The sequence below is a fragment of the Mesorhizobium sp. M0771 genome (assembly GCF_040320155.1).
Classification (GTDB): Bacteria; Pseudomonadota; Alphaproteobacteria; order Rhizobiales; family Rhizobiaceae; genus Mesorhizobium.
The window spans coordinates 32978-52811 of the sequence record NZ_JAMYPC010000004.1 but is presented as its reverse complement, the minus strand read 5'-3'; the positions used below and the strand labels follow the sequence as shown (position 1 = coordinate 52811).

Sequence of the window (19834 nt, the reverse complement as noted above, 5' to 3'; positions counted from 1 at the left end):
CTTTTTTGCAACCCTCGCTGAAAAAGTGCGGGCCTTGCCGAAAAAGTCACTGAAAAACACAGGCACAAGCGCGCCGGCCCTAGCATCCGGGCAGCACCGCTCCTAAATCGAGACAACGTGCCGGCAAACGACGCAACATGCATCAAGACGTTGAGCATCCGGACTGCGGGAAAAGATGAAAGCTGATTTCTACGAGACGCTGGGCGTGCAAAAGGGCGCCGACGAGAAGGAGCTCAAGAGCGCTTTCCGCAAGCTGGCCATGCAGTTCCATCCCGACCGCAATCCCGGCGATCACTCATGCGAGCATAAGTTCAAGGAAATCAACGAAGCCTACGAAACGCTGAAGGACCCGCAGAAGCGCGCGGCCTATGACCGTTTCGGTCACGCCGCCTTCGAGCAGGGCGGCATGAATGGCGGCGCGCAAGGTTTTGGCGCCGGCGGCTTCGCCGACATTTTCGAAGATATTTTCGGCGACATGATGGGCGGGCGCCAGCGCCGCTCGTCGGGCGGCCGCGAACGCGGCGCCGATTTGCGCTACAATATGGAAATCACGCTGGATGAAGCGTTTGCCGGCAAGACCGCGCAAATCCGCGTGCCGGCCTCGATCTCATGCACGGAATGCTCCGGGACCGGCGCCAAGCCCGGCACCCAGCCGGTGACCTGCTCGATGTGCCATGGCCACGGCAAGGTACGGGCGACGCAAGGCTTCTTCTCGATCGAGCGTACCTGCCCGCAATGCCAAGGCCGCGGGCAGACGATCAAGGACCCGTGCCCGAAATGCGCCGGCCAGGGCCGCGTCACCGAGGAACGCTCGCTGTCGGTCAATATCCCGGCCGGCATCGAGGACGGCACCCGCATCCGGCTTGCCAATGAGGGCGAGGCGGGCCTGCGCGGCGGCCCATCGGGCGACCTCTATATTTTTCTGGCGGTGAAGCCGCATGAATTCTTCCAGCGCGACGGCGCCGATCTCTACTGCAAGGTGCCGATATCGATGACGACGGCCGCCCTTGGCGGCTCGTTCGAGGTGACGACGCTGGACGGCAGCCAGACCAAGGTGAAAGTGACCGAAGGCACGCAGAACGGCCGCCAGTTCCGCCTCAAGGGCAAGGGCATGCCGGTGCTGCGCCAGCCCAATGTCGGCGACCTCTACATCCAGACCGCGGTCGAAACGCCGCAAAACCTGTCGCGCCGCCAGCGCGAGCTGCTGGAAGAGTTCGAGCAGCTGTCGTCGAAGGACAATTCGCCCCAGTCGAGCGGCTTTTTCGCCCGCATGAAGGACTTTTTCGAATCCTTCGGCGAGCACTGAACCCAAACCAAGGCCGCCACGCTTCCCGAACGTCATCAACATCTTATGCCAGATCGCGCCTTGCCTTGGACCTGTTAGCTGCTAAGTAGCGTTCGGGGAGTGTTGAGGAGAACTTGCATGGCACGTGGTCCGGGATTGCGGAAGGCGCTGGCGGAAAAGTTCGACGACGAACTCAAATTCTTCAAAGGCTGGATCGACAAGCCGAAGTCGGTCGGTTCGATCGTGCCGACAAGCTCCGTCACCGCCCGCAAGATGGCTTCCATCGTCAATCCGAAGTCCGGCCTGCCGGTGCTTGAAGTCGGCCCCGGCACAGGCGTCATCACGCGTGCAATCCTCGCCCAGGGCGTTAAGCCCGAAAACCTCTACGCGGTCGAATATTCCACCGATTTCGTGCGCCATCTGCGCCAGCTCTATCCCGGCGTCAACGTCATCGAGGGCGATGCCTTCAATCTCAACGCCACGCTTGGGGAGAAGAGCGGGATGATTTTCGATTCCGTCGTCTCCGGCGTGCCGCTGCTCAATTTTCCGGTCGCACAGCGGATCGCCTATATTGAAAGCCTGCTAGACCGCATCCCGGTTGGACGGCCGATCGTGCAGCTGACCTATGGGCCGTTGTCGCCGATCCCGCCCGGCCGCGGCAATTACACGGTCAAGCATTTCGACTTCATCTTCCGCAACATCCCGCCGACGCAGCTGTGGATCTACCGGCGCGAAGCGCATTAGCTGGTATTGGGGGCGGGAGAAGTCTCTGGCGCCTTGTAAAGGATCGACGTCTCCCGAAGGAAGCTCGATTGAGGGTCGATCCACATCCTTGACTGTTATCCGCCTCGCAAACTCGTGGCGACCTCTCTGATCGCCGCGCACATGGCCCGCACGGCCGTTGCTTCGGCGCTGCTGGAGAACAGAAGCAGCAGAGGCCGACGCGCACGCGGCTCAAGAGGACGCCTCGCGACGGTTCGCTGCCAATCGGCCGGAAACGCCAGGCCTGGCGCAATCGACAAACCGCGCCCGGCCCCAACCAGAGCAAGCAGCGCCGCCATATCGCTCGCCGACAGGATGACAACTGGCGCAACGCCAAAATCCTGGAACAATTCGGCAAGCATTGGTCCGCAGCCGCCGCTCGACATAATGAATGGCTGGCCGTCGAGAGCGCGGATCGGAAATGACCCGCCTTGGACTGAGTTCTTTTGCGATGACGCCACAAAGAGTTCGTCGTCGACAAGTTCCTCGGCTTGGCAATTGCCGGCGATGTAGGACAGTCCAATATCGGCGGCACCGCGATCGACCCACTCCGCCACCTCGGTATCCGTGCCCAAGAGCAGTTCGACAGCAAGCTCCGGGTGCCGGACGGAAGTAATGTTCAACGCATATGGAGCAATCTTTACCGAGGCGCTGCTGACCAGCGCGAGCCGTACTCTGCCTTTGATGGAGTGTTCCCGTAGGCCGACAAGACGGCCTAAAGCATGCAAAGCGGCGCGCGCCGCGTCCAAAGCCGCCTCGCCGGTTGCGGTGAAAGCGACACCGCGCCGATCACGTATGACGAGGGGCGCGCCAACGATCTCCTCCAGCGCCTTCATTGCATGGCTTATGGCCGATTGAGAAAGACAGAGCCGCTCGGCGGTTTTGGTGAAGCTGCGCGTCTCGCTGAGCGATGTCAGGACGCGCACCATCGTGATGTTGATATTAGCTTTGTTCATGGCTGCCGAAATATCTTTCATTTCGCTCATATTAAAGAGCGCTGTAGGTTTTGTGAAGGTGAGGGAAACGACCCTCGAAATCGGCGAGCGGCTTTCCTGGCCTCTCCGGCATGCAGGCGTGCGGTACGACGAGACTGAAACTGGAGTATCGCATGAGCTACCTTCCGCAATTCCTGACCCTTGCTTCGGTCTTCCTGCTCGGCGCCATGAGCCCAGGACCCGATTTTGTAGCCGTGACTTCCCATGCGCTGATCAGCCGTCGCGCGGGGTTCCATGTGGCGCTTGGCATTGCCGCAGCGATCATGGTGTGGGCGGCTCTCGCGATGTGTGGCCTGGGCCTCGTACTGACGCAGATTGCATGGGCTCACCTTGCCGTCCGGATCGCCGGTGCCGTGTATCTCGGTTACCTGGGCAGCAAGATCCTTTTGTCGGCTTGGCAGGCGCGGCCACCGCTGGCCGTCGGTGGCGCAGAGACCACGGCTCCTTGGCGAAGCGGATTCGTTGTCGGAATTACAAATCCGAAGACGGCCGCGTTCTTCGCGAGCCTGTTCATATCGGTATTGCCGATGCAGGCTCCGATCTGGGTCCAGGCAGTGTCGCTGGCCATAATCGGGCTGGTCGCGATGGCGTGGTTTGGGCTTGTCGCGCTAATGTTCTCCACAAGAAGGGTTCGGTCGGTATATGGCAGCGTCCGCAGGCCGATAGATGCCTTGCTCGGAGTTGCACTCATCGCGCTGAGTGCAAGAATTGCGGTCACCCACTAGCAATAGCCCAGCTGCTCGGCACACCTTCGCGCGCCTGCCCCCCGATCGTTTCCGTTTTTTGAGCCAGTGCGTTGATTTGCGCAGCCTCTGGCTGTACCTGTCCGGGAACAAGAGTGGCCAATGGCTGTGATCGCGAAAATCCTCGTCTTCGCCGGCTCGGTGCGCAGCGGCGCCTTCAGCGGCAGGACCGCCGATGTGGCGCAGAAGGAGCTGGCCATGCAAGGCGCCGAGGTGACGCGCATTTCGCTGGCCGACTATCCGCTGCCGATCATCGACGAGGACCTCGAAAAGGAAAAAGGCGTTCCCGACAACGCCGTGAAGCTCGGCCGGCTGATCGCCGCCCATGACGGGCTACTGATCGCGACGCCGGAATATAATGGCTCGATCCCGCCACTGCTCAAGAACACGATCGACTGGGTAAGCCGGGTGCGCCTCGATGGCGGCTGGCCGGTGAGGCCGCTTGTCGGCAAGGTCGCCGGCCTGTGCTCGTCTTCCAACGGACATTTCGCCGGGATCCGCTGCATCAACCATCTGCGCGCCGTGCTGGTGCGCTGCCAGTTGGAGATGGTGACGCCGGAATGCTCGGTATCCGATGGCGGCAGTGCCTTCGACGGCGACGGCAATTTCAGGGATGAGAGACTGACCAAATCGATGGAGCACCTATGCCGCACGCTGATCGAAACCTCGCGCATGCTGTCGACCCGGACCGGGGCATGATTTCCACAGCCATGCAGGCCCATACCATGAGAGAAAGGCTAATCGTCGGCCTCGACGTGCCGACGGTGAAAGAGGCCGAACAGGCGGTGCAGGAGCTCGACGGCGTCGTCTCCTTCTACAAGATCGGCTATCAGCTGGCCTTCGCCGGCGGGCTCGACTTCGCCAGGGAGTTGGCCAGCGGCGGCACGAAAATCTTCCTCGACATGAAGCTGCTCGACATCGACCACACGGTGGCGAAGGGTGTCGAGAACATCGTGCGCATGGGCATGACCATGCTGACCATCCACGCCTATCCCAAGGCGATGCGAGCCGCGGTGGAGGCCGCCAGGGGCAGCGACCTCTGCCTGCTGGCGGTCAGCGTGCTGACCTCGATGGACGAGCAGGACGTGATCGACGCCGGCTATGAATACGACCCTCACACGCTGGTGCTGAGACGCGCCGAACAGGCGTTGCATGCCGGCATGGGCGGCGTCGTCTGCTCGGCCGAGGAGGCGGAAGCGGTGCGCCGCATCGTCGGACCCGACCTGGCGGTGGTGACACCGGGGATACGGCCCAAGGGCAGCGACCATGGCGACCAGAAACGCGTGGTGACGCCCGGCCAGGCGATCCGCAACGGCTCCAGCCATCTTGTTGTGGGCCGGCCAATCGTGGCGGCAAGCGACAGGCGCGCGGCGGCGGAAGCCATACTGGAAGAGATGCGCGCCGCGTAACGAGGAGAAGAAAATGCCCAAGGGATACTGGATAGCCCGCGTCGATGTGCGCGACGCCGAAGGCTACAAGGACTATGTCGCTGCCGCCAAGCTCGCTTTCGACCGTTTCGACGTGAAGTTCCTTGCCCGTGGCGGTGAGCATGAAAAGGCCGAGGGGCCTGGCCGCGCCCGCAATGTCATTATCGAGTTCGAATCGCTCAGCGCGGCGCACGATTGCTACCACTCGCCGGAGTACCAGCGCGCCGTGGCCATCCGTCAGAAAGTAGCCGATGGCGAGATCGTGCTGGTCGAGGGTATCTGACGCGCGAAGCTGCTCTGCTCAGTGCGGCGCTTCCTCCTGCGCCAGCACCTCCAGTTGATGGCGGTGCCCCGACAGCTCATAGCCGACAACGGTGACGGCCGGCGCTAGCGTGAGTAAGATGAGGCAGACCGCCATGTCGACGCCGGCAAGGGCGGCGATGATGGCAAGTGCGACGACCGCAGCCGTTCCCGCCAGCAGCCAGACATGGAGGGGATCGAAGCACTGGACGAGATAATAATACAGCGCGTAGATCGCCCCCAGGAACACGCCTAGCGGAATGGCGACCGAGAGCAGGGTCGCTACCGGGCCGATATGGGCCTTGTGCTCGATGAAATAGGCCGCGACATGCAGCCCGGCGCCGGTGGCGACGATGGCCGCCACGATCAGCATCTGGCCATAGCCCCAGACAAAAGAGCGATTGCGGTGCTGGTGCAGCACTGTCCCCGAGGGCAGCATGTAATAGACCCACCACATGCCGAAGGTGAGACCCATTCCGGCAATGCCGATCAAGGCGGCATCGAGGTTCCAGCCCTGCTCCTCGACCACGGCCGACAGCGTCGCCAGCGTGCCGACCACCCCTTCGCCCAGCGCGATGATGGCGAAGAGGCTGTAGCGCTCGGCGACGTGATGCGCGTGCCAGGGCGTGCCGCCATCCCGGCGTTCGGCGATGACCGGTCCGGCAAGCTCGATGAGAAGCAGGACCGCGCCGAAAGCCAGGCTCGTCGCCAGCGAGAAATCGACCAGGATCTGCACCACCCAGCCGATCTGGGCGATCGCGATGGCGATGGCATAGGTGAGACAGGCACGCCGCCGCCCAGGGTCCTGCCGCGCCGCGCGCAGCCATTGGAAGATCATGGCGACGCGCATGATGACGTAGCCCAGCACCATGACCGAATTGTTGAGGTGTTCGCCATGCTCGATCGAGGCGAACATGCGCGGCAGGCCGATGGCCAGCACCAGCACGCCGATCATCTGCACCATGGTGACGAGGCGGAAGATCCAATCGTCGGTGTCATAGGCGGAGGAAAACCAGGAGAAATTGATCCACGCCCAGCAGATCGCGAAGCTGGCAAAGCCGAAGCCGATCAGCGCCGCCGCGTAGTGGCCCTCGGCCAAGGCATGCGCCAGTTGCGACGAGGCAAGGCTGAAGGCGGTGACGAAGGTCAGATCGAACAGCAGCTCGAGCGGCGTGGCGACGCGATGCGCCTCATGCGGATCGCGCCCGGCCATGCGCCTTATGTGATGATGGAGGGAGCTTGCTGGTGTGCTCATCGCGCGGCCTTGCCTGAGGACTGTCCCGCGACACTAAAGGTGGAGCAAAAGCCGTCAAGGCGCGGTAGGTCGTGCCGGTCCCCGCGGCCTTTCAGATCGCCTGTCGGTTCAGTCGGTTCGCCGCCGTCTCGGCAACCGCATCGGCCAGCGTCATGCTCCATTGCAGCCGGCAATAGGCGCGGAAATCGAAGCAGGGCAGGCCGGGACAGACTTCGAACTCGATGAGGTGGGCATGATCGGTGGCCTCGACCCTGAAATCGATGGAAAACACGTCGCGCAGGCCAAGTCCGCTGACCAGCCGCTCGGCGATGCGGCGGATGGTTGCCGCGGCTGCCGGCTGGGTGTCGGCAACCGCCTCCAGCACCGGCTCGCTGTATAGTCCAGCCGCCTTGGCGGCCTCGCCGGTGTCGCCGTAAAGCGCCATCGAGTCCGCCATGGTCTGGAAATCGCCGCCGGAGTCGACGAACGCAATGCCGAGCGCTTCCGCCCCGGCATCCGTTTGCAGCCCAAGGAAGCTGGCGCGGACATTGCGACCGCCGACATAGGGCTGGACGACGACATCGTCGCGATAAGCGGCATAGACCCGCCGGCTAAGCTCCAGCGCATGGGCCAGGTCGTTGCAGCGTGAATCCGGCCAGATGCCTACCTTAGAGCCGAGCCGGTTCGGCTTGACGAACCAGCCGGCTTCCGAAGCTGGCGGGGCGGCCAGCCAGCGGCCGTCGCGGGCCAGGCCTGCCTGCGGCGCCGGCAGGCCGAGCGCGCAAAGCACGGCGCCGGAGCGGAACTTGTCCTGGCAAAGCGCGAACAGCGCATCGTCGGCTCCGATGGTTCTAAGCCCATTCAGCCTGGCAAGTGCGGGCGCTGCAGCACCGCGGAAATAGGCAATGCCGTCGGTCAGCGTCCAGACAAGCGTGGTTGCGGGATCGGCCTTCGCCAGCGCGCTTGACGCATCGTCGAGTGCAACCGGCATGAAGGCGAGGCCGCGCCGCCCGCAAGCGGCGGTGATTTCATCGAATTCGGGCGCGAGATCGGTCGATTGCGCCAGATAGGACGAGATTTCCAAGGCACGCTCGGCAGGAAAACCATCGGCGACCAGCCTGTCGAAACAGGCCTTTTCAGGCTCGTAGACGAGGATCAAGGTCGGGCGCGGCATGGGTCAAAGCTTCTCGGTGATGCAGCCACACCATCGCACGGCCAATGCGATCGGCTTGCGCGAAATCGACCCGCGCCCGCCGCCTGCACGACAACCGGTACGCTCAGGCGATCAGCACGCGCGGCTCGAAGCGGCCGTTGACGGGGATGTCGAGCAGGAAGGTCATGCCGGCCTGTGGGTCGAGCTTGCGCTGCTTGTCGTCCTTGCCTTTCCAGGCCGAGGTCACCGCCAGCCGATCGGCCTTGGCGCCGACAAAGGCCGGGCACGAGGACTGCCCCGCCGGCACGGCAATCTCGCGCAACAATGTGCCGTCCGGCGCATAAGCCTTCACTGCCTTGCCGCCCCAGACCGCGTTCCACAGCACGCCGTCACGGTCGACAACCGAGCCGTCGACATAGCCCCGCGACGAGCGATGGTCGACGAACACTTTGGACTCGCCGACCGGCAGGCCCGTCGCCGGATCGCAGGCGACGCGCATCAACAGGCCGGTCGCGGTATCGGTGTAGTAGGCGATCGTTCCATCCTGCGAGAAACAGATCGAGTTCGACACGGTGATGCCGGTGTAAAGCGTGCGCAATTCGCCCTTGAAGAACCAGTAGATGGCGCCCGCGCCCTTCTCCTCACCCTTGCCCATCGTGCCGACCCAGAAGGCGCCACAAGGGTGGACGCGCGAATCGTTGGAGCGGGTCAGCGCATTGTCGGCCTCGATGGGCGTATGCAGCGTCAGCTTGCCGGTCGAGACGTCGCGGACATGCAGGCCGGTCTCGGTGGCGATGAGCTGGCGATGGTCGTCGATGATGGCGATGGCGCTGGCCATCTGGCCGAGGTCGTGGACCTTCAGCGCGCCGGAAGCGACGCCCTGCTCCAGCAGAAGGCCGTTGACGATGTCGAACCAGAACAGCGTATCGGTGGCGGGATCGTAGCTCGGCCCCTCGCCGAGTTCGCAGACATGGTCCGAGAAAACCGAAACGTTTTCCATCATGCCGCTCCGCCGAAGGCCGCATCCCAGGCCGTCACCGCCGCCTGCGCGCGCGAGGCCACCTCGTCGACGCTCATGCCGGGTTTGAACAGGCTGGAGCCAAGACCAAAAGCAGTCACCCCAGCGGCTTTGTAGCCGGCAAAGTCTTTGTCGGAAACGCCGCCGACGGCGCCGACCACGGTATCGGCCGGCAGCACGGCCCGCATCGCCGAAATGCCGCTAGGCCCGAGCACGCTTGCCGGGAAGAATTTGAGCGCCGAAGCCCCAAGCCTAATCGCCTGAAAAGCTTCGGTGGGGGTGAACACGCCTGGCATCGTCACCATGCCATGGTGCATGGCGCGGGCCATGACGTCGGCATCGATGTTGGGGCTGACCAGCAAGCGCCCGCCGGCCTTGGCCAAGGTGTCGACATCGGCTGAAGTCAGCACCGTGCCGGCGCCGACCAGCGCTGTCTTGGGCAAAGCGGTGACAATGCTGGCGATCGATGAAAACGGTTCCGGCGAATTGAGCGGCACCTCGATGGCTTCGATGCCGGCGTCAAACAGCGCCTGGCCGATGGCAACCGCCTCGCTGGGTTTGAGGCCGCGCAGAATGGCGACAAGACCACGCTTGAGCTTCGGGAAGGGTGCGGTCTGGGTCACGCTATCACTCCACTCTGGTGAGTCATTTGGCGATCATGCCATTTTCTCGCGCCGCCTCGATAAGGCCGGCACGCACCGCCTCGTCGGCGTCGACCGTCCTGACGGCAAGCGCTGCAAGGTCGAGCGCCTGGCGGTAGAGGGCTGCTAGCGACCCCGAGGCGACCAGCACGATTGCAGTGGTGCTTTCGCCATAGCGGCGGCCCGCCGAGGCGATCTCGCCGCCGATCAGCAGGCCGGACAGGCAAGCGGCGGCATCGTCGGCCTTGAGGTCCTGCAGCAGGCCGGCGGCGCGGATCGAGAACAGCCGCGAGGTGACATCGCCGCCCTCGGCCAAAGCCTTGCGGCACCATTCCTGGAAGGAGGGATTGTCCGGAATGACCGGCTTCGGGCTCTCGCCCAGCGAATGGCGCAGGATCGAGTGAGTGGCCAGCACCGAAAACAGCTCGCCGGTCGGCCAGGTGCAGAAGCCGTCGACCGCGCCGTCTTCGACCAGAACCCATTTCGAATGGGTGCCGGGCATGCAGACGAGATGGCGACCTTTTGCCGGCAAACCGGCGCCGGCAAGCTGGGTTTCCTCGCCGCGCATTACATCCGGCGCATCTTCCAGGCGCTGCGCCAGGCCAGGCACGATGCGGATGTCGCGGCTCTGGCCGGGAATGCGGGCGGCCCCCGCGAGGATGGCACTGAGCGGCGCCGGCACGGTGATGTAAGGCGCTTCCAGCCAACCCTGGCGCGAGCCGGCCATGCCGCAGATGATGACTGGCAGTGTGTCAGGCGCGCCGAGCGCCGCGAGATGGCCTTCGAGGATGGTCGAAAAGCCTTTTTGCTGCGCGGTGATCAGCCCATCATCGCCGCGACGCTCGGCAAGCACCCCGCCCGCCTCGTCGACCAGCCAGACCCGCATGCGGGTCGTGCCCCAGTCGACGGCGGCGACTGCCGGCGTGCCTTTTGCCGGATTTTGATTCACCGGGCTCACAGGAAACCCCCGTCGACGATCAACATCTGCGCCGTCAGCATACGCGAGGCGTCGGAGGCCAGGAACAGCACCGTGCCGACGATGTCGTCGGGCTGCATGACCTGCTTGATGCTTTGCTTGGCGACATGGGCGGCGAGCCCCTGCTCGGTGACCCAGAGTTCCCGCTGCCGCTCGGTGATCACCCAGCCCGGCGCAATCGCATTGACGCGGATGCCATCGACCCCAAGCTTGCCGGCGAGACCTTTGGTGAGGCCGAGTATGCCGGCCTTGGCGGCGGTGTAGGCCGGCATATCGGGGTGGTTGATGAGATAGGAGGTTGAGGTGAAGTTGATGATCGAACCGCCGCCGGCCCGCTTCATGCCCGGCGCCACCGCCTGTGCGGTGAAGAAATGCGGGCGCAGATTGACGGCGAGATTGTTGTCCCAGAACTCGACGGTAACGTCAGCGACGTCGTGGCGTTCGTCCCAGGCGGCATTGTTGACCAGCACGGTGACGTCGCCATGTGCCTCAGCCGCTTTGGCGGCCGAAGCGCGCAACGCCTCGACGTCGCGCAAATCGGTCTTGAGGTAGAGCGGTCGCCGGCCAAGTTCTTTTTCGACGCGGTCGGCAAGCAGCGTGCTTGGGCCATCGGCGATGTCGATGAAGGCGACATGGGCGCCCTGGCGAACGAAGCCCTCGGTCAGTGCCGCACCAATTCCGGAACCGCCGCCGGTGATCAGCACCGAGGCTCCCCTGAGGTCGGCAAAATCCGCCGATGGCATCATATCTTCATCTCCCGGTCCGGTCGGCGCGCATCCTATCCAGCCAAGTCCGGGGAGCAAGGGCGAAAACGGCGATTTGATTGGCTTATGTCAGACAAAAGGCCGCAAGATGGCGGCCACAGTCGATCTTGGCTCGCGCCGCTGACTTGCTCGACGCAGGCCAGACCGCCGGTCAGACTGCCTTGGCGTAGAGGGCGCCGCGATAGGAATCGCGGAGGTAGCCGAGCGTGGCGTCGGCATCGACCGGTTTGCCGAAGAGATAGCCCTGGCCGCCGGCGCAGCCGAACTGAACGAGGCGGTCGGCCTGCGCCTCCTCCTCGATTCCTTCGGCGACGACATCCATGCCGAGCCCTTCGCACATGGCCAGAATGGCGCGGATGATGTGTTCCGACGGTCGGTCGTCGAGGATCGAGGAGACGAAGGCGCGGTCGATCTTGAGCTTGTCGAAATGGAATTCGCGCAAGCGGCCGAGCGAGGACTGGCCGGTGCCGAAATCGTCGAGCGAGACTCGGATGCCGACGCGACGCAGGTCCTCGACGATCTTCTCGGCCGAGGCCGGATCGTTCATCAGGCCGGTTTCGGTGATCTCGATCTCCAGCCGTCGCGGATCGAAGCCGGTGCGGTCGAGGATCGACAATATGTGCAGGCCAGTGTTCTGGTCGACGAGCTGCGAGGGCGACAGGTTGAAGGACAGGAACAGGTCCTTCGGCCAGCTGCGCGCCGCTTCGGCCGCCTTGCGCAGCACCAGCTGCGACAGCGGGCCGATGATGCCGCGCTCTTCGGCGATCGGGATGAACACGGTCGGCGGGACGACGCCGAGGTCGCGATCGGTCCAGCGCGCCAGCGTCTCGAAGCCGATGGTGCGGCGGGTGGTCAGATCGACGATGGGCTGGAAATGCGGCTCGACCTCACCGGCCGAGACGGCGCGGCGCAGCGCCTGTTCGATGCGGGTGACGCGCTTGGCCGCCTCTTCCATTTCGCGGGTGTAGACGACGACGCGGCCACGGCCCGAACGCTTGGCGTGGTAGAGCGCCGTTTCGGCCTTGTTGACGAGGATTTCCGTGGTTTCGTCGCCGGAATAAAAGAGCGAGCAGCCGACCGAGGCCGAAAGCCTGGCGGTGCGTTCGCCGACATCGTAGGGCGCCGACAGGATTTCGATCATCATGCGCGACTTCTCGGCCGCCGCCTCCTCCGAGAACACCATCGGGTAGAGGAAGGCGAATTCGTCGGCGCCGATGCGGCAGACAGTAGAGTGGCTGTCCATCGAGGCGCGCAGCCGCATCGCCACCTGGATCAATATGTCGTCGCCGGCCTTGTGGCCGAACAGATCGTTGATCGGCTTGAAGCCGTCGAGGTCGAGAATGCCGACCGTGAACGGCGCGGGATCGTCTGCACGGTCGCTGATCAGGCGATCGACCTTGTCGAAGAAGCGGCGATGGTTGCCAAGCCCGGTCAGCGCATCGGTGAACGCCAGATCCGAGTTTTCCCTGCTTGCCTGCCCGGTGCCAAACGTCGTTTGCATCGGTATCCCTGTTTGTGACGCCCGAAATTTAGGCTGAGACTGGCAGCAAAGCGTTTAGGAAGCGTATCGCGAAATCGATTTTTCGCTGGCGAATGATGCTTTAGCGGACGCGGTAGAGTTCGACCGGGGTTCCGCGCGTTTCGGCCACCGGTTCGAGCCAATCGGGGACGCTTCCCTGCATCAGCCTGGCCAGGAAGCCTTGCGGCGCCTTGGCGGCAAGCATCTTGCTTTCGGCGCTGCCGCGGCAGAGCGCCATCAGGCCGACGTGGTGAGCCGCCGCGATCGTCCTCGCCTGGTCCGCCGATCCGAGGAAGGCATCGAGCGCAAGCAGGTCGCCGGCGATGTTGCGATGATAGGGGCCGGCAAAGACGCGGTGCCCGGAATAGGCCAGGATGGGCGAGCCGAGATTGGAAATGGCAAGCACCGTGGTGTCCGGCAGCCGGGCCAACGCCGCGAAGGAGGCCTTGCGCTCGCAGGACGGATCGCTGTCGGTGTCCTGTGCCTCGACCGAGACCTTGTTGGCCTCGAACACGCTCGACGTCGCGGCGGCAGCGCCGGCCCAGACGGCATTCACCGACACCACCCAGACCGCCGCCATGCGCAGCGATACGCTGCGCGCAGGGCTGATCCTCGCCCGTTCGCGCCAGCTTGCGATCCAGGCCGACAGCGGGATGACGGCAAAGGCGATCGAGAATGTCGAGCCGCGGACCTGCCAGGCGCTGACGATGAAGGCGCCGAGCAGCAAGGCGCCGACGAGGCTGTCCTGGCGGCGCCATGGTCCGCGCAGGCGAAGCGCCATAAGCGCGATCGCCACCAGCGGCGTGACATAGCGCGCCGCCAGCGAGGCCGGCTCGCTGGCGGCAATACTGAACAGCGACTGCGCCTCGTCAATGTGATCGAGCCACAATTCCTTGAGGCGCGGATCGAGGTTTGCGTAGGGAGCCGCAAGGCATTGCGGAAACAGCGCCACGATGACGGCGCCCAGCACAAGCGCGAGCAGGCTAAGCGAGATCAGGCGGCGGCTGGCCGTGCCATTGGACACCGTGAGCGACGTCACGGCGGCAAGCCCCAGTCCGGCGATTGCCGCCACCACGAACTGCACAGCCGAGAAGGCATCGCACTGCGGCTGGCCCATGGCCGATGGCGGGATGGTGGTGACGAAGACGAGGGCTGAAACCCCGGCAAAGCCGAGACCGAAATCCCTGGCGATCCGGCGTTCGCCGCCGGGATCGACGACGAACAGCAAGGCGATGCAGGCGCCGATGGTGGCGACATAGGGCGCGGTTTCCATGCCGACGGCCAGCGTCAGGGCCGCACACAGCCCGGAAATCAGCGCCGCCCAGCGACGCGCCGGCGCCTCGAGCAGCAGGCTGAGGCTGGCCGTGGTCAGCGTCAGCTGGACATTGTGATGATCGAGCACACCCGGCAAGAAAATGCCGATGAAATGCAGCGCTGCAGCGCCGATGACGATAGCGGGCAGCACGGCGCCGACGCCGGCGAAGCTTCGTGCCGCACGGGCTGTAAAAAACACCGCCAGGCAGAACAGCAGCGACGGCCACAGCACCTGTGCGATCGCTTCGGCCATGGCCATGCTGCCGGTCAGCGCTGAGGCGGCGAGGATGATGGCGGCGAGCGGTGCGTCGACCAGCCGCGACCAGTGCATGACGAAACCGCCTTCCGGCCCCATCCTGTACTGATGCAGGTCGAACCAGCCCTGGCCGGCCAGCATGTCGCGAACCTCGACCAGCCGCAGCAGGCTGTCATTGTCGCCGCCGGCATTGCTCAATTCGCGAAAGCCCGTGGCGGCATTGACGGCCAGCACCACCAGCATGGCAAGCAGCGCCAGCGTCATATCGGACTTCCAGGAGGAAGCACCCGCCTTGGCTGCGTTCATCATCATGACCTTCGTCGGAAAGACTGCGGCCTTAAACCTAGCCTTAACAGCTTCAATAAATAGTAAAGTCGCCTGAGCGAGGCCGCATATGAGCGCGGCCGGAGGCTCCGCCGGGCGTCGGGAGACGGAAATGCCGCACGAAGTCCGCCATGAGCCGGCCATTGCCGTGCTCCTGCCTTGTTACAATGAGGAACTGACCATCGCCGAGGTGGTGCGGCGCTTTCGCGAGACGCTGCCATCGGCCGACATCTATGTCTATGACAACAATTCGCGCGACCTGACGGCATTAAAGGCCCGCGCAGCGGGCGCCATCGTCGTCCGCGAGCCGCGCCAGGGCAAGGGCAATGTCGTGCGGCGCATGTTCGCCGACATCGATGCCGATATCTATCTGATGGCCGACGGCGACGGCACCTATGCGCCGGAAGATGCCTCGCTGCTGATCAACATCCTGCAGACCGAGCGCTGCGACATGGTGGTGGGCACCAGGCGCGGCGTCACCGACGATGCCGGCCGTTCCGGCCATGCCTTTGGCAACCGCATTTTCAACAGCCTCTACAAGCGGCTGTTCGGCACCGACTTCACCGACATCTTCTCCGGCTACCGCGTCTTCTCGAGGCGTTTCGTCAAGAGCTTTCCCGCGGTTTCCGGCGGCTTCGAGATCGAGACCGAAATGTCGGTGCATGCCTCGCAGCTCAAACTGCCGGTGAGCGAGATCGCGCTCGATTATGGCCGCCGGCCTGAGGGATCGTCGTCGAAGCTGTCGACCTATCGCGACGGCGCCAGGATCCTGTGGATGTTCGCCATGCTGATGAAGGAGACGCAGCCGCTGCGCTTCTTCGGCGCCTTCGCGATTTTCTTCCTGGCGTCGAGCCTTGCCCTGATGACGCCGGTGCTGATCGAATTCGCCCAGACCGGCCTCGTGCCGCGCATGCCGACCTGGGTGCTGTCGGTCGGCCTGCTGCTGCTCTCGATGCTTGCGATGGTGACCGGATTGATCCTCGATTCGGTGTCGCGCGGGCGCGCCGAGCAGAAGCGCATTTTTTATCTCTCGGTGCCGTCGAGCCGGGTCGAAGGGCGCGAACGCACTGGTGAAATCCCGAAGGCCGAACCGGGCAAGACGCCCCGGGCCGCCTGAGCCGTGAGCCGGCTCGCCCGCTTCGTCCTGGCAGGCGGCGTTGGTTTCGTCGCCGATGCCGCGGCGCTCTGGCTGCTCTTGGCGCTGACGCCGCTCGGTCCCTTCGTCGCCCGTGTCCTGTCGATCGGCTTTGCGCTGTGCGTCACCTGGCAGATCAACCGGCACCTGACCTTTTCGCCGTCGAGCCGCGGCGTGGCGCAGGAGGGCGCGCGCTATGGCGGCGTCGGCATCGCCACCAGCATCGTCAACTATCTCATCTACTGCGCCATCCTGTTTGCGCTGCCGGCGCTGCCGCCGCTGGCCGCACTTGCCGTCGCCTCGCCGGTCGCCATGGCGCTGTCGTTCCTCGGTTACTCCCGGCTGGTCTTCGACCGTTAAAGGTCTGGGCCAAGCAAGCGCGATTGGCAGAAGCCGCCAAGTTCCGTATATCGGCGACAGAGCCTGCTGGAGACCGGAAGATGCCCCTGAAAATCGCCGTCCAGATGGACCATGTCTCCACCGTCTCGATCGCCGGCGACACGTCGTTTGCGCTGTCGCTGGAGGCGCAGCGGCGCGGCCACCAACTGTTCCACTATACGCCCGACCGGCTGTCGATGCTGGGCGGCAAGGTGTTTGCCCGCATCGAAGAGATGAAGCTCCGCGACGAGAAGGGCAATCATTATACGCTGGGCGACAAAGTGCGCACCGACCTGTCGGAGATGGATGTGATCCTGCTGCGCCAGGACCCGCCCTTCGACATGAATTACATCACCACCACGCACATTCTGGAGCGTATCCATCCCAAGACACTGGTCGTCAACGACCCGGCCTGGGTGCGCAACAGCCCGGAAAAGATCTTCGTCACCGAATTCCCCGATCTGATGCCCGAAACGCTGATCACCAAGGATCCCCAGGAGGTCGCGGCCTTCCGCAAGGAATTCGGCGACATCATCGTCAAGCCGCTCTACGGCAATGGCGGCGCCGGCATCTTCCATCTCAAGGAGGGCGACCGCAACCTCGCCTCACTGCTCGAAATGTTCGCCCAGCTGTCACGCGAGCCCTATATCGTCCAGCGCTATCTCAAGGATGTGCGCAAGGGGGACAAGCGCATCATCCTGATCGACGGCGAGGCGGTCGGCGCCATCAACCGCGTGCCGGCCGACCACGATTCCCGCTCCAACATGCATGTCGGCGGCCGTGCCGAAAAGACCGAGCTGACGACACGCGAACGCGAGATCTGCGCCCGCATCGGGCCGTCCCTGAAAGCACGCGGCTTCATCCTCGTCGGCATCGACGTCATCGGCGACTACATGACCGAGATCAACGTGACCTCGCCGACCGGCGTGCGCGAAGTGCAACGTTTTGGTGGCGCGGATATCGCCAGCCTGTTCTGGGACGCGGTGGAGGCGAAGCGGCGCAATTCGGCCGCGTAGTGTGCGTTGCTACGGAGGACTTTGGTGGGTCCAGAGAAGCATCGAAAGATGCTCTTTATCGGGTAAGACTGCCGAGCAAGCGGCTCATCAAATCAAACTATGTCCCGGAAGCGCCGAGGCCTCAGTTTCGGAGGAAGGAGACCGATAAGTCTGGTCTGCAATTTTAGCTGTGGTGTTGCCCAGTCTTTCAGCAGAAAACCCGCATCGGCGTTCTTTTCCAGCAATGCAAAAGCCGCAGACAGTCCGATCAGGTCGACCAAGGTCCTGCGCATTGAGTGGCGGGAGATTAAATGCGCCAGTCCCGGCGCCACTTCGCACCAACGATTGGCCAGTGCCCGCCGTATCGCTATTTCAGTATCAGGCGACATCCTGCCGAGGCCAACTCCGGTACCCAGGATGCGCCCGTCCGCCCAGCCATTGCCGCCGTGAAGCCGATAACTGCCAAGAGCCCGCCCAATCCTCACGGTTCCGCCGATCATATGGGCGGCACGAGCCATATAACCATCGGCACATATCCTTATTTCGTCCGGATCGGATGGACGCATGATTTCAAGCGGAGCTCGACGAAACATCATCCCCGATGTGGTTGACCAAAACCAACCCACGGTACCCCGATCAATAAATAATAATGTCGGGTCAGCTTCGGTGTCGACATGCAGGTAGCCGCTCATTTTCGGCATCGATCGCGGGTCATTCAGGTGGAATACGGGATGACCGCCCGCAAGCAGTTTGCCGGCCGTATCTATCACCACCTCATCGGAGCTCGACATCGCCGCGATACGGGTGTGGCTGAGATGCGCTCTCACATGGCATTCTATGAAGTCAGGGTGCCAAGCATCGTCACCGTCAAGAAACGAGATCAGGGGCCCGGCTGTCGCGTCAAGCCCGGTCATCATTGCTGTCAACTGCCCGCCATTTTGCAGTCGGGGCAGAAAGCGGAAACGACTGTCGCCAAGCTGGGACAGACACTCTTCAATCCTTCGGCGGGAACCGTCAGTCGAAAAATCATCGACCACCACGCATTCGAACGCAGTGTATGTCTGCGCCGCTACGGATCGGATCGCAGTGTCGATGAATGCCTCTTGATTGAAACAGCCTACGCAAACGGATACGGTTGGTAGCGCGATGTGAGAACCAGCTCCGCTTGGGACGATGTTTTCTTTCAAGAGGCGCTTCTCCGTACACCAGATTTGATCGCCTGAGATATTCCGTCGATCAAATGGCGGTGTTTCTTTGCCAAATTTCTCTCTATCGAAGCGAGTTTTTCTCCGCACTCAAGATCGCAATTGCCGCATGTTGACCCTACAGCACGGGTATCGCCCTCCTACCAAATTCGAGATTGTCAGAGCCATGCTGCGTCATGGCCACAACCTCAGAAAAGGGCACCCTTCCGCGAAGTCGCAACCTGCTCTTCAGGCCAGTTTGCTGTCGGACGATCCGTTCATATCCTATTCGGGAATGTCCGGTACGCCGCTCGGATTAGCAAGTCATATGCCTTTCCGTCCACGCAGCCACCGCGCCTGGTTTCTCATCTCGCCAACCTGGTCCATCGAAAACAGTGCTAGCGTCAAAACCATCCGGACCTATGCCGTTCTGCATAGACTCAAGAACCCCCGTCACTCGCTAATCTTCCTTTCCAACACTCAGCCAGAGGCTGATCTGTTGAACCAGTCCGGCGAGGCCGCCGTCCTGCACAACAAGACGTCAACAACCTCCGAACACATATTCAGGCCTCTCGATGACGTCCCTGTAGAATTTGATGCAATCTACAATGCGCAGCTGGCTCCGTGGAAGCGCCATGACTTGTCGCTTGGCATCCAGCGTTGCGCATTTGTCTTCTATCGAGATTCAAGCGGATCCTCCACGACGGAGTCGGAAAGAGCGCGAATAAATCGGCATAGGGAGCTCGCGCCGCATCACGTCTTTATCAACGAGTTTGACGGCACCGGCAAGCCTGTCCGATTGGCACCGGCTCAGGTGAACACGCATCTAAATCGTGCAGCCGTGGGAATCTGTCTCTCTCACCTGGAAGGACCAATGTTCGCAAGCACGGAATATCTTCTCGCGGGGCTTCCAGTGGTCACGACGCCGAACCATGGCGGCCGAGACCTTTATCTGGATGATGACTATTCGCTTACAGTTCCACCCGATCCTCGATCCATCGCGGAGGCTGTCTTAGCGCTGAAGGAGCGACGAATTCCCCGGGATTACATTCGTTCGCAAACTTTGAAACGAATCGAACGAGACCGCGGGCGGTTCATAGACCTTGTAAACGAGATTTTTCTGGAGAGCGGCTCTTCGCGCCGGATCGCCCTGCCTTGGCCTTTCAGATATCCTGTCATGGAGTGGCTTCCACCGCAGGTCGCGATCGATCGATCGCTTTCAGGTTCGGTCGATGCCTTCATCACCGCTTAGAAGCAACACCCTCAGATTGCCGAAGGGCCTAGTCGCCTTTGTTAACGCGGTCGAGGAGGCGGAGCAGCCGTTCCATTTTGCTCAACCATCTTCCGTTTTTGCAACCGGCACAGCGCGCTGCAACCACCACGAATGCATGTTCCTGTAATGTTCTTGCCTTGGCCTGAAATCTATGGTTG

20 protein-coding genes are annotated in these 19834 nt (G+C 63.0%); 10 read left to right on the top strand and 10 right to left on the bottom strand.

The features are described from left to right. The first annotated feature begins 175 nt into the window (after positions 1–175). Positions 176–1306 carry a molecular chaperone DnaJ gene (dnaJ, locus tag NKI05_RS07525; protein ID WP_352792292.1) on the top strand — a complete coding sequence of 377 codons (1131 nt, stop codon included), beginning with the start codon at positions 176–178 and terminating at the stop codon, positions 1304–1306. A gap of 117 nt (positions 1307–1423) precedes the next feature. Further along, positions 1424–2029, top strand: coding sequence for a phospholipid N-methyltransferase PmtA (gene pmtA / locus NKI05_RS07520; RefSeq protein ID WP_023725310.1), 606 nt, complete (start codon positions 1424–1426; stop codon positions 2027–2029). Between the two features lie 95 nt (positions 2030–2124). Here pmtA and NKI05_RS07515 read toward each other — a convergent pair whose 3' ends face one another. Continuing rightward, a complete protein-coding gene (locus NKI05_RS07515; RefSeq protein ID WP_023681320.1) occupies positions 2125–3033 on the bottom strand; it encodes a LysR family transcriptional regulator in 909 nt (302 codons plus the stop codon). 122 nt (positions 3034–3155) lie between these two features. On the opposite strand from NKI05_RS07515, the gene NKI05_RS07510 reads away from it, so the two are divergent. The 4 genes from NKI05_RS07510 (at position 3156) to NKI05_RS07495 (ending at position 5495) form a co-directional block, all read left to right on the top strand. Beyond that, a complete protein-coding gene (locus tag NKI05_RS07510) occupies positions 3156–3767 on the top strand; it encodes a LysE family translocator (protein WP_023687486.1) in 612 nt (203 codons plus the stop codon). Positions 3768–3887: 120 nt separating this feature from the next. Then, positions 3888–4484, top strand: coding sequence for an NADPH-dependent FMN reductase (locus NKI05_RS07505; protein WP_023673195.1), 597 nt, complete (start codon positions 3888–3890; stop codon positions 4482–4484). Beyond that, on the top strand, positions 4481–5194 hold the full coding sequence (gene pyrF / locus NKI05_RS07500; RefSeq protein ID WP_023755354.1) for an orotidine-5'-phosphate decarboxylase: 714 nt from the start codon (positions 4481–4483) through the stop codon (positions 5192–5194). Before NKI05_RS07505 ends, pyrF begins: the two co-directional genes overlap by 4 nt. Positions 5195–5207: 13 nt before the next feature. Continuing rightward, positions 5208–5495, top strand: coding sequence for a DUF1330 domain-containing protein (locus tag NKI05_RS07495; protein WP_023681317.1), 288 nt, complete (start codon positions 5208–5210; stop codon positions 5493–5495). An 18-nt stretch (positions 5496–5513) separates the two neighbouring features. Here NKI05_RS07495 and NKI05_RS07490 read toward each other — a convergent pair whose 3' ends face one another. The 8 genes from NKI05_RS07490 to NKI05_RS07455 all read right to left on the bottom strand — a co-directional run bounded on the left by NKI05_RS07490 (position 5514) and on the right by NKI05_RS07455 (position 14699). After that, a complete protein-coding gene (locus tag NKI05_RS07490; protein WP_031205070.1) occupies positions 5514–6767 on the bottom strand; it encodes a low temperature requirement protein A in 1254 nt (417 codons plus the stop codon). A 91-nt stretch (positions 6768–6858) separates the two neighbouring features. Beyond that, the gene (locus NKI05_RS07485) at positions 6859–7920 is read right to left on the bottom strand and encodes a D-alanine--D-alanine ligase family protein (RefSeq protein ID WP_023814537.1); all 1062 of its coding nucleotides are present in this window, start codon (positions 7918–7920) and stop codon (positions 6859–6861) included. Between the two features lie 103 nt (positions 7921–8023). After that, positions 8024–8899: an SMP-30/gluconolactonase/LRE family protein gene (locus tag NKI05_RS07480; RefSeq protein WP_196814867.1), complete on the bottom strand. Its 876-nt coding sequence runs from the start codon at positions 8897–8899 to the stop codon at positions 8024–8026. Continuing rightward, positions 8899–9540 carry a 2-dehydro-3-deoxy-6-phosphogalactonate aldolase gene (locus NKI05_RS07475; protein WP_023755350.1) on the bottom strand — a complete coding sequence of 214 codons (642 nt, stop codon included), beginning with the start codon at positions 9538–9540 and terminating at the stop codon, positions 8899–8901. Before NKI05_RS07475 ends, NKI05_RS07480 begins: the two co-directional genes overlap by 1 nt. A 22-nt stretch (positions 9541–9562) precedes the next feature. After that, positions 9563–10507, bottom strand: coding sequence for a 2-dehydro-3-deoxygalactonokinase (locus tag NKI05_RS07470; RefSeq protein ID WP_027049049.1), 945 nt, complete (start codon positions 10505–10507; stop codon positions 9563–9565). 5 nt (positions 10508–10512) lie between these two features. Continuing rightward, positions 10513–11280: an SDR family NAD(P)-dependent oxidoreductase gene (locus NKI05_RS07465; RefSeq protein ID WP_023755348.1), complete on the bottom strand. Its 768-nt coding sequence runs from the start codon at positions 11278–11280 to the stop codon at positions 10513–10515. A 169-nt stretch (positions 11281–11449) separates the two neighbouring features. Then, positions 11450–12799: a putative bifunctional diguanylate cyclase/phosphodiesterase gene (locus tag NKI05_RS07460; RefSeq protein WP_023673185.1), complete on the bottom strand. Its 1350-nt coding sequence runs from the start codon at positions 12797–12799 to the stop codon at positions 11450–11452. A 100-nt stretch (positions 12800–12899) separates the two neighbouring features. Then, positions 12900–14699: a hypothetical protein gene (locus NKI05_RS07455; protein WP_023814538.1), complete on the bottom strand. Its 1800-nt coding sequence runs from the start codon at positions 14697–14699 to the stop codon at positions 12900–12902. A gap of 124 nt (positions 14700–14823) precedes the next feature. Between NKI05_RS07455 and NKI05_RS07450 the strand changes: the two genes are divergently transcribed. From NKI05_RS07450 to gshB, 3 genes are all read left to right on the top strand, one after another. Then, a complete protein-coding gene (locus NKI05_RS07450; protein ID WP_023814539.1) occupies positions 14824–15828 on the top strand; it encodes a glycosyltransferase in 1005 nt (334 codons plus the stop codon). A gap of 3 nt (positions 15829–15831) precedes the next feature. Then, positions 15832–16206, top strand: coding sequence for a GtrA family protein (locus tag NKI05_RS07445; RefSeq protein WP_023701953.1), 375 nt, complete (start codon positions 15832–15834; stop codon positions 16204–16206). 80 nt (positions 16207–16286) lie between these two features. Then, positions 16287–17240, top strand: coding sequence for a glutathione synthase (gshB, locus tag NKI05_RS07440; protein WP_023701952.1), 954 nt, complete (start codon positions 16287–16289; stop codon positions 17238–17240). 92 nt (positions 17241–17332) lie between these two features. Here gshB and NKI05_RS07435 read toward each other — a convergent pair whose 3' ends face one another. After that, the gene (locus tag NKI05_RS07435) at positions 17333–18406 is read right to left on the bottom strand and encodes a glycosyltransferase family 2 protein (protein WP_196814868.1); all 1074 of its coding nucleotides are present in this window, start codon (positions 18404–18406) and stop codon (positions 17333–17335) included. 184 nt (positions 18407–18590) lie between these two features. Between NKI05_RS07435 and NKI05_RS07430 the strand changes: the two genes are divergently transcribed. Beyond that, complete coding sequence (locus NKI05_RS07430) at positions 18591–19655, top strand: glycosyltransferase (protein WP_155929503.1); 1065 nt, start codon at positions 18591–18593, stop codon at positions 19653–19655. The last annotated feature ends 179 nt before the right edge of the window (positions 19656–19834 follow it).

Bases quoted from the DNA above. Each gene is read 5' to 3' on its own strand.
- dnaJ (WP_352792292.1), top strand. From the start codon at position 176: ATGAAAGCTGATTTCTACGAGACGCTGGGCGTGCAAAAGGGCGCCGAC.
- pmtA (WP_023725310.1), top strand. From the start codon at position 1,424: ATGGCACGTGGTCCGGGATTGCGGAAGGCGCTGGCGGAAAAGTTCGAC.
- NKI05_RS07515 (WP_023681320.1), bottom strand. From the start codon at position 3,033: ATGAGCGAAATGAAAGATATTTCGGCAGCCATGAACAAAGCTAATATC.
- NKI05_RS07510 (WP_023687486.1), top strand. From the start codon at position 3,156: ATGAGCTACCTTCCGCAATTCCTGACCCTTGCTTCGGTCTTCCTGCTC.
- NKI05_RS07505 (WP_023673195.1), top strand. From the start codon at position 3,888: ATGGCTGTGATCGCGAAAATCCTCGTCTTCGCCGGCTCGGTGCGCAGC.
- pyrF (WP_023755354.1), top strand. From the start codon at position 4,481: ATGATTTCCACAGCCATGCAGGCCCATACCATGAGAGAAAGGCTAATC.
- NKI05_RS07495 (WP_023681317.1), top strand. From the start codon at position 5,208: ATGCCCAAGGGATACTGGATAGCCCGCGTCGATGTGCGCGACGCCGAA.
- NKI05_RS07490 (WP_031205070.1), bottom strand. From the start codon at position 6,767: ATGAGCACACCAGCAAGCTCCCTCCATCATCACATAAGGCGCATGGCC.
- NKI05_RS07485 (WP_023814537.1), bottom strand. From the start codon at position 7,920: ATGCCGCGCCCGACCTTGATCCTCGTCTACGAGCCTGAAAAGGCCTGT.
- NKI05_RS07480 (WP_196814867.1), bottom strand. From the start codon at position 8,899: ATGGAAAACGTTTCGGTTTTCTCGGACCATGTCTGCGAACTCGGCGAG.
- NKI05_RS07465 (WP_023755348.1), bottom strand. From the start codon at position 11,280: ATGATGCCATCGGCGGATTTTGCCGACCTCAGGGGAGCCTCGGTGCTG.
- NKI05_RS07460 (WP_023673185.1), bottom strand. From the start codon at position 12,799: ATGCAAACGACGTTTGGCACCGGGCAGGCAAGCAGGGAAAACTCGGAT.
- NKI05_RS07455 (WP_023814538.1), bottom strand. From the start codon at position 14,699: ATGATGATGAACGCAGCCAAGGCGGGTGCTTCCTCCTGGAAGTCCGAT.
- NKI05_RS07450 (WP_023814539.1), top strand. From the start codon at position 14,824: ATGCCGCACGAAGTCCGCCATGAGCCGGCCATTGCCGTGCTCCTGCCT.
- gshB (WP_023701952.1), top strand. From the start codon at position 16,287: ATGCCCCTGAAAATCGCCGTCCAGATGGACCATGTCTCCACCGTCTCG.
- NKI05_RS07430 (WP_155929503.1), top strand. From the start codon at position 18,591: ATGCTGCGTCATGGCCACAACCTCAGAAAAGGGCACCCTTCCGCGAAG.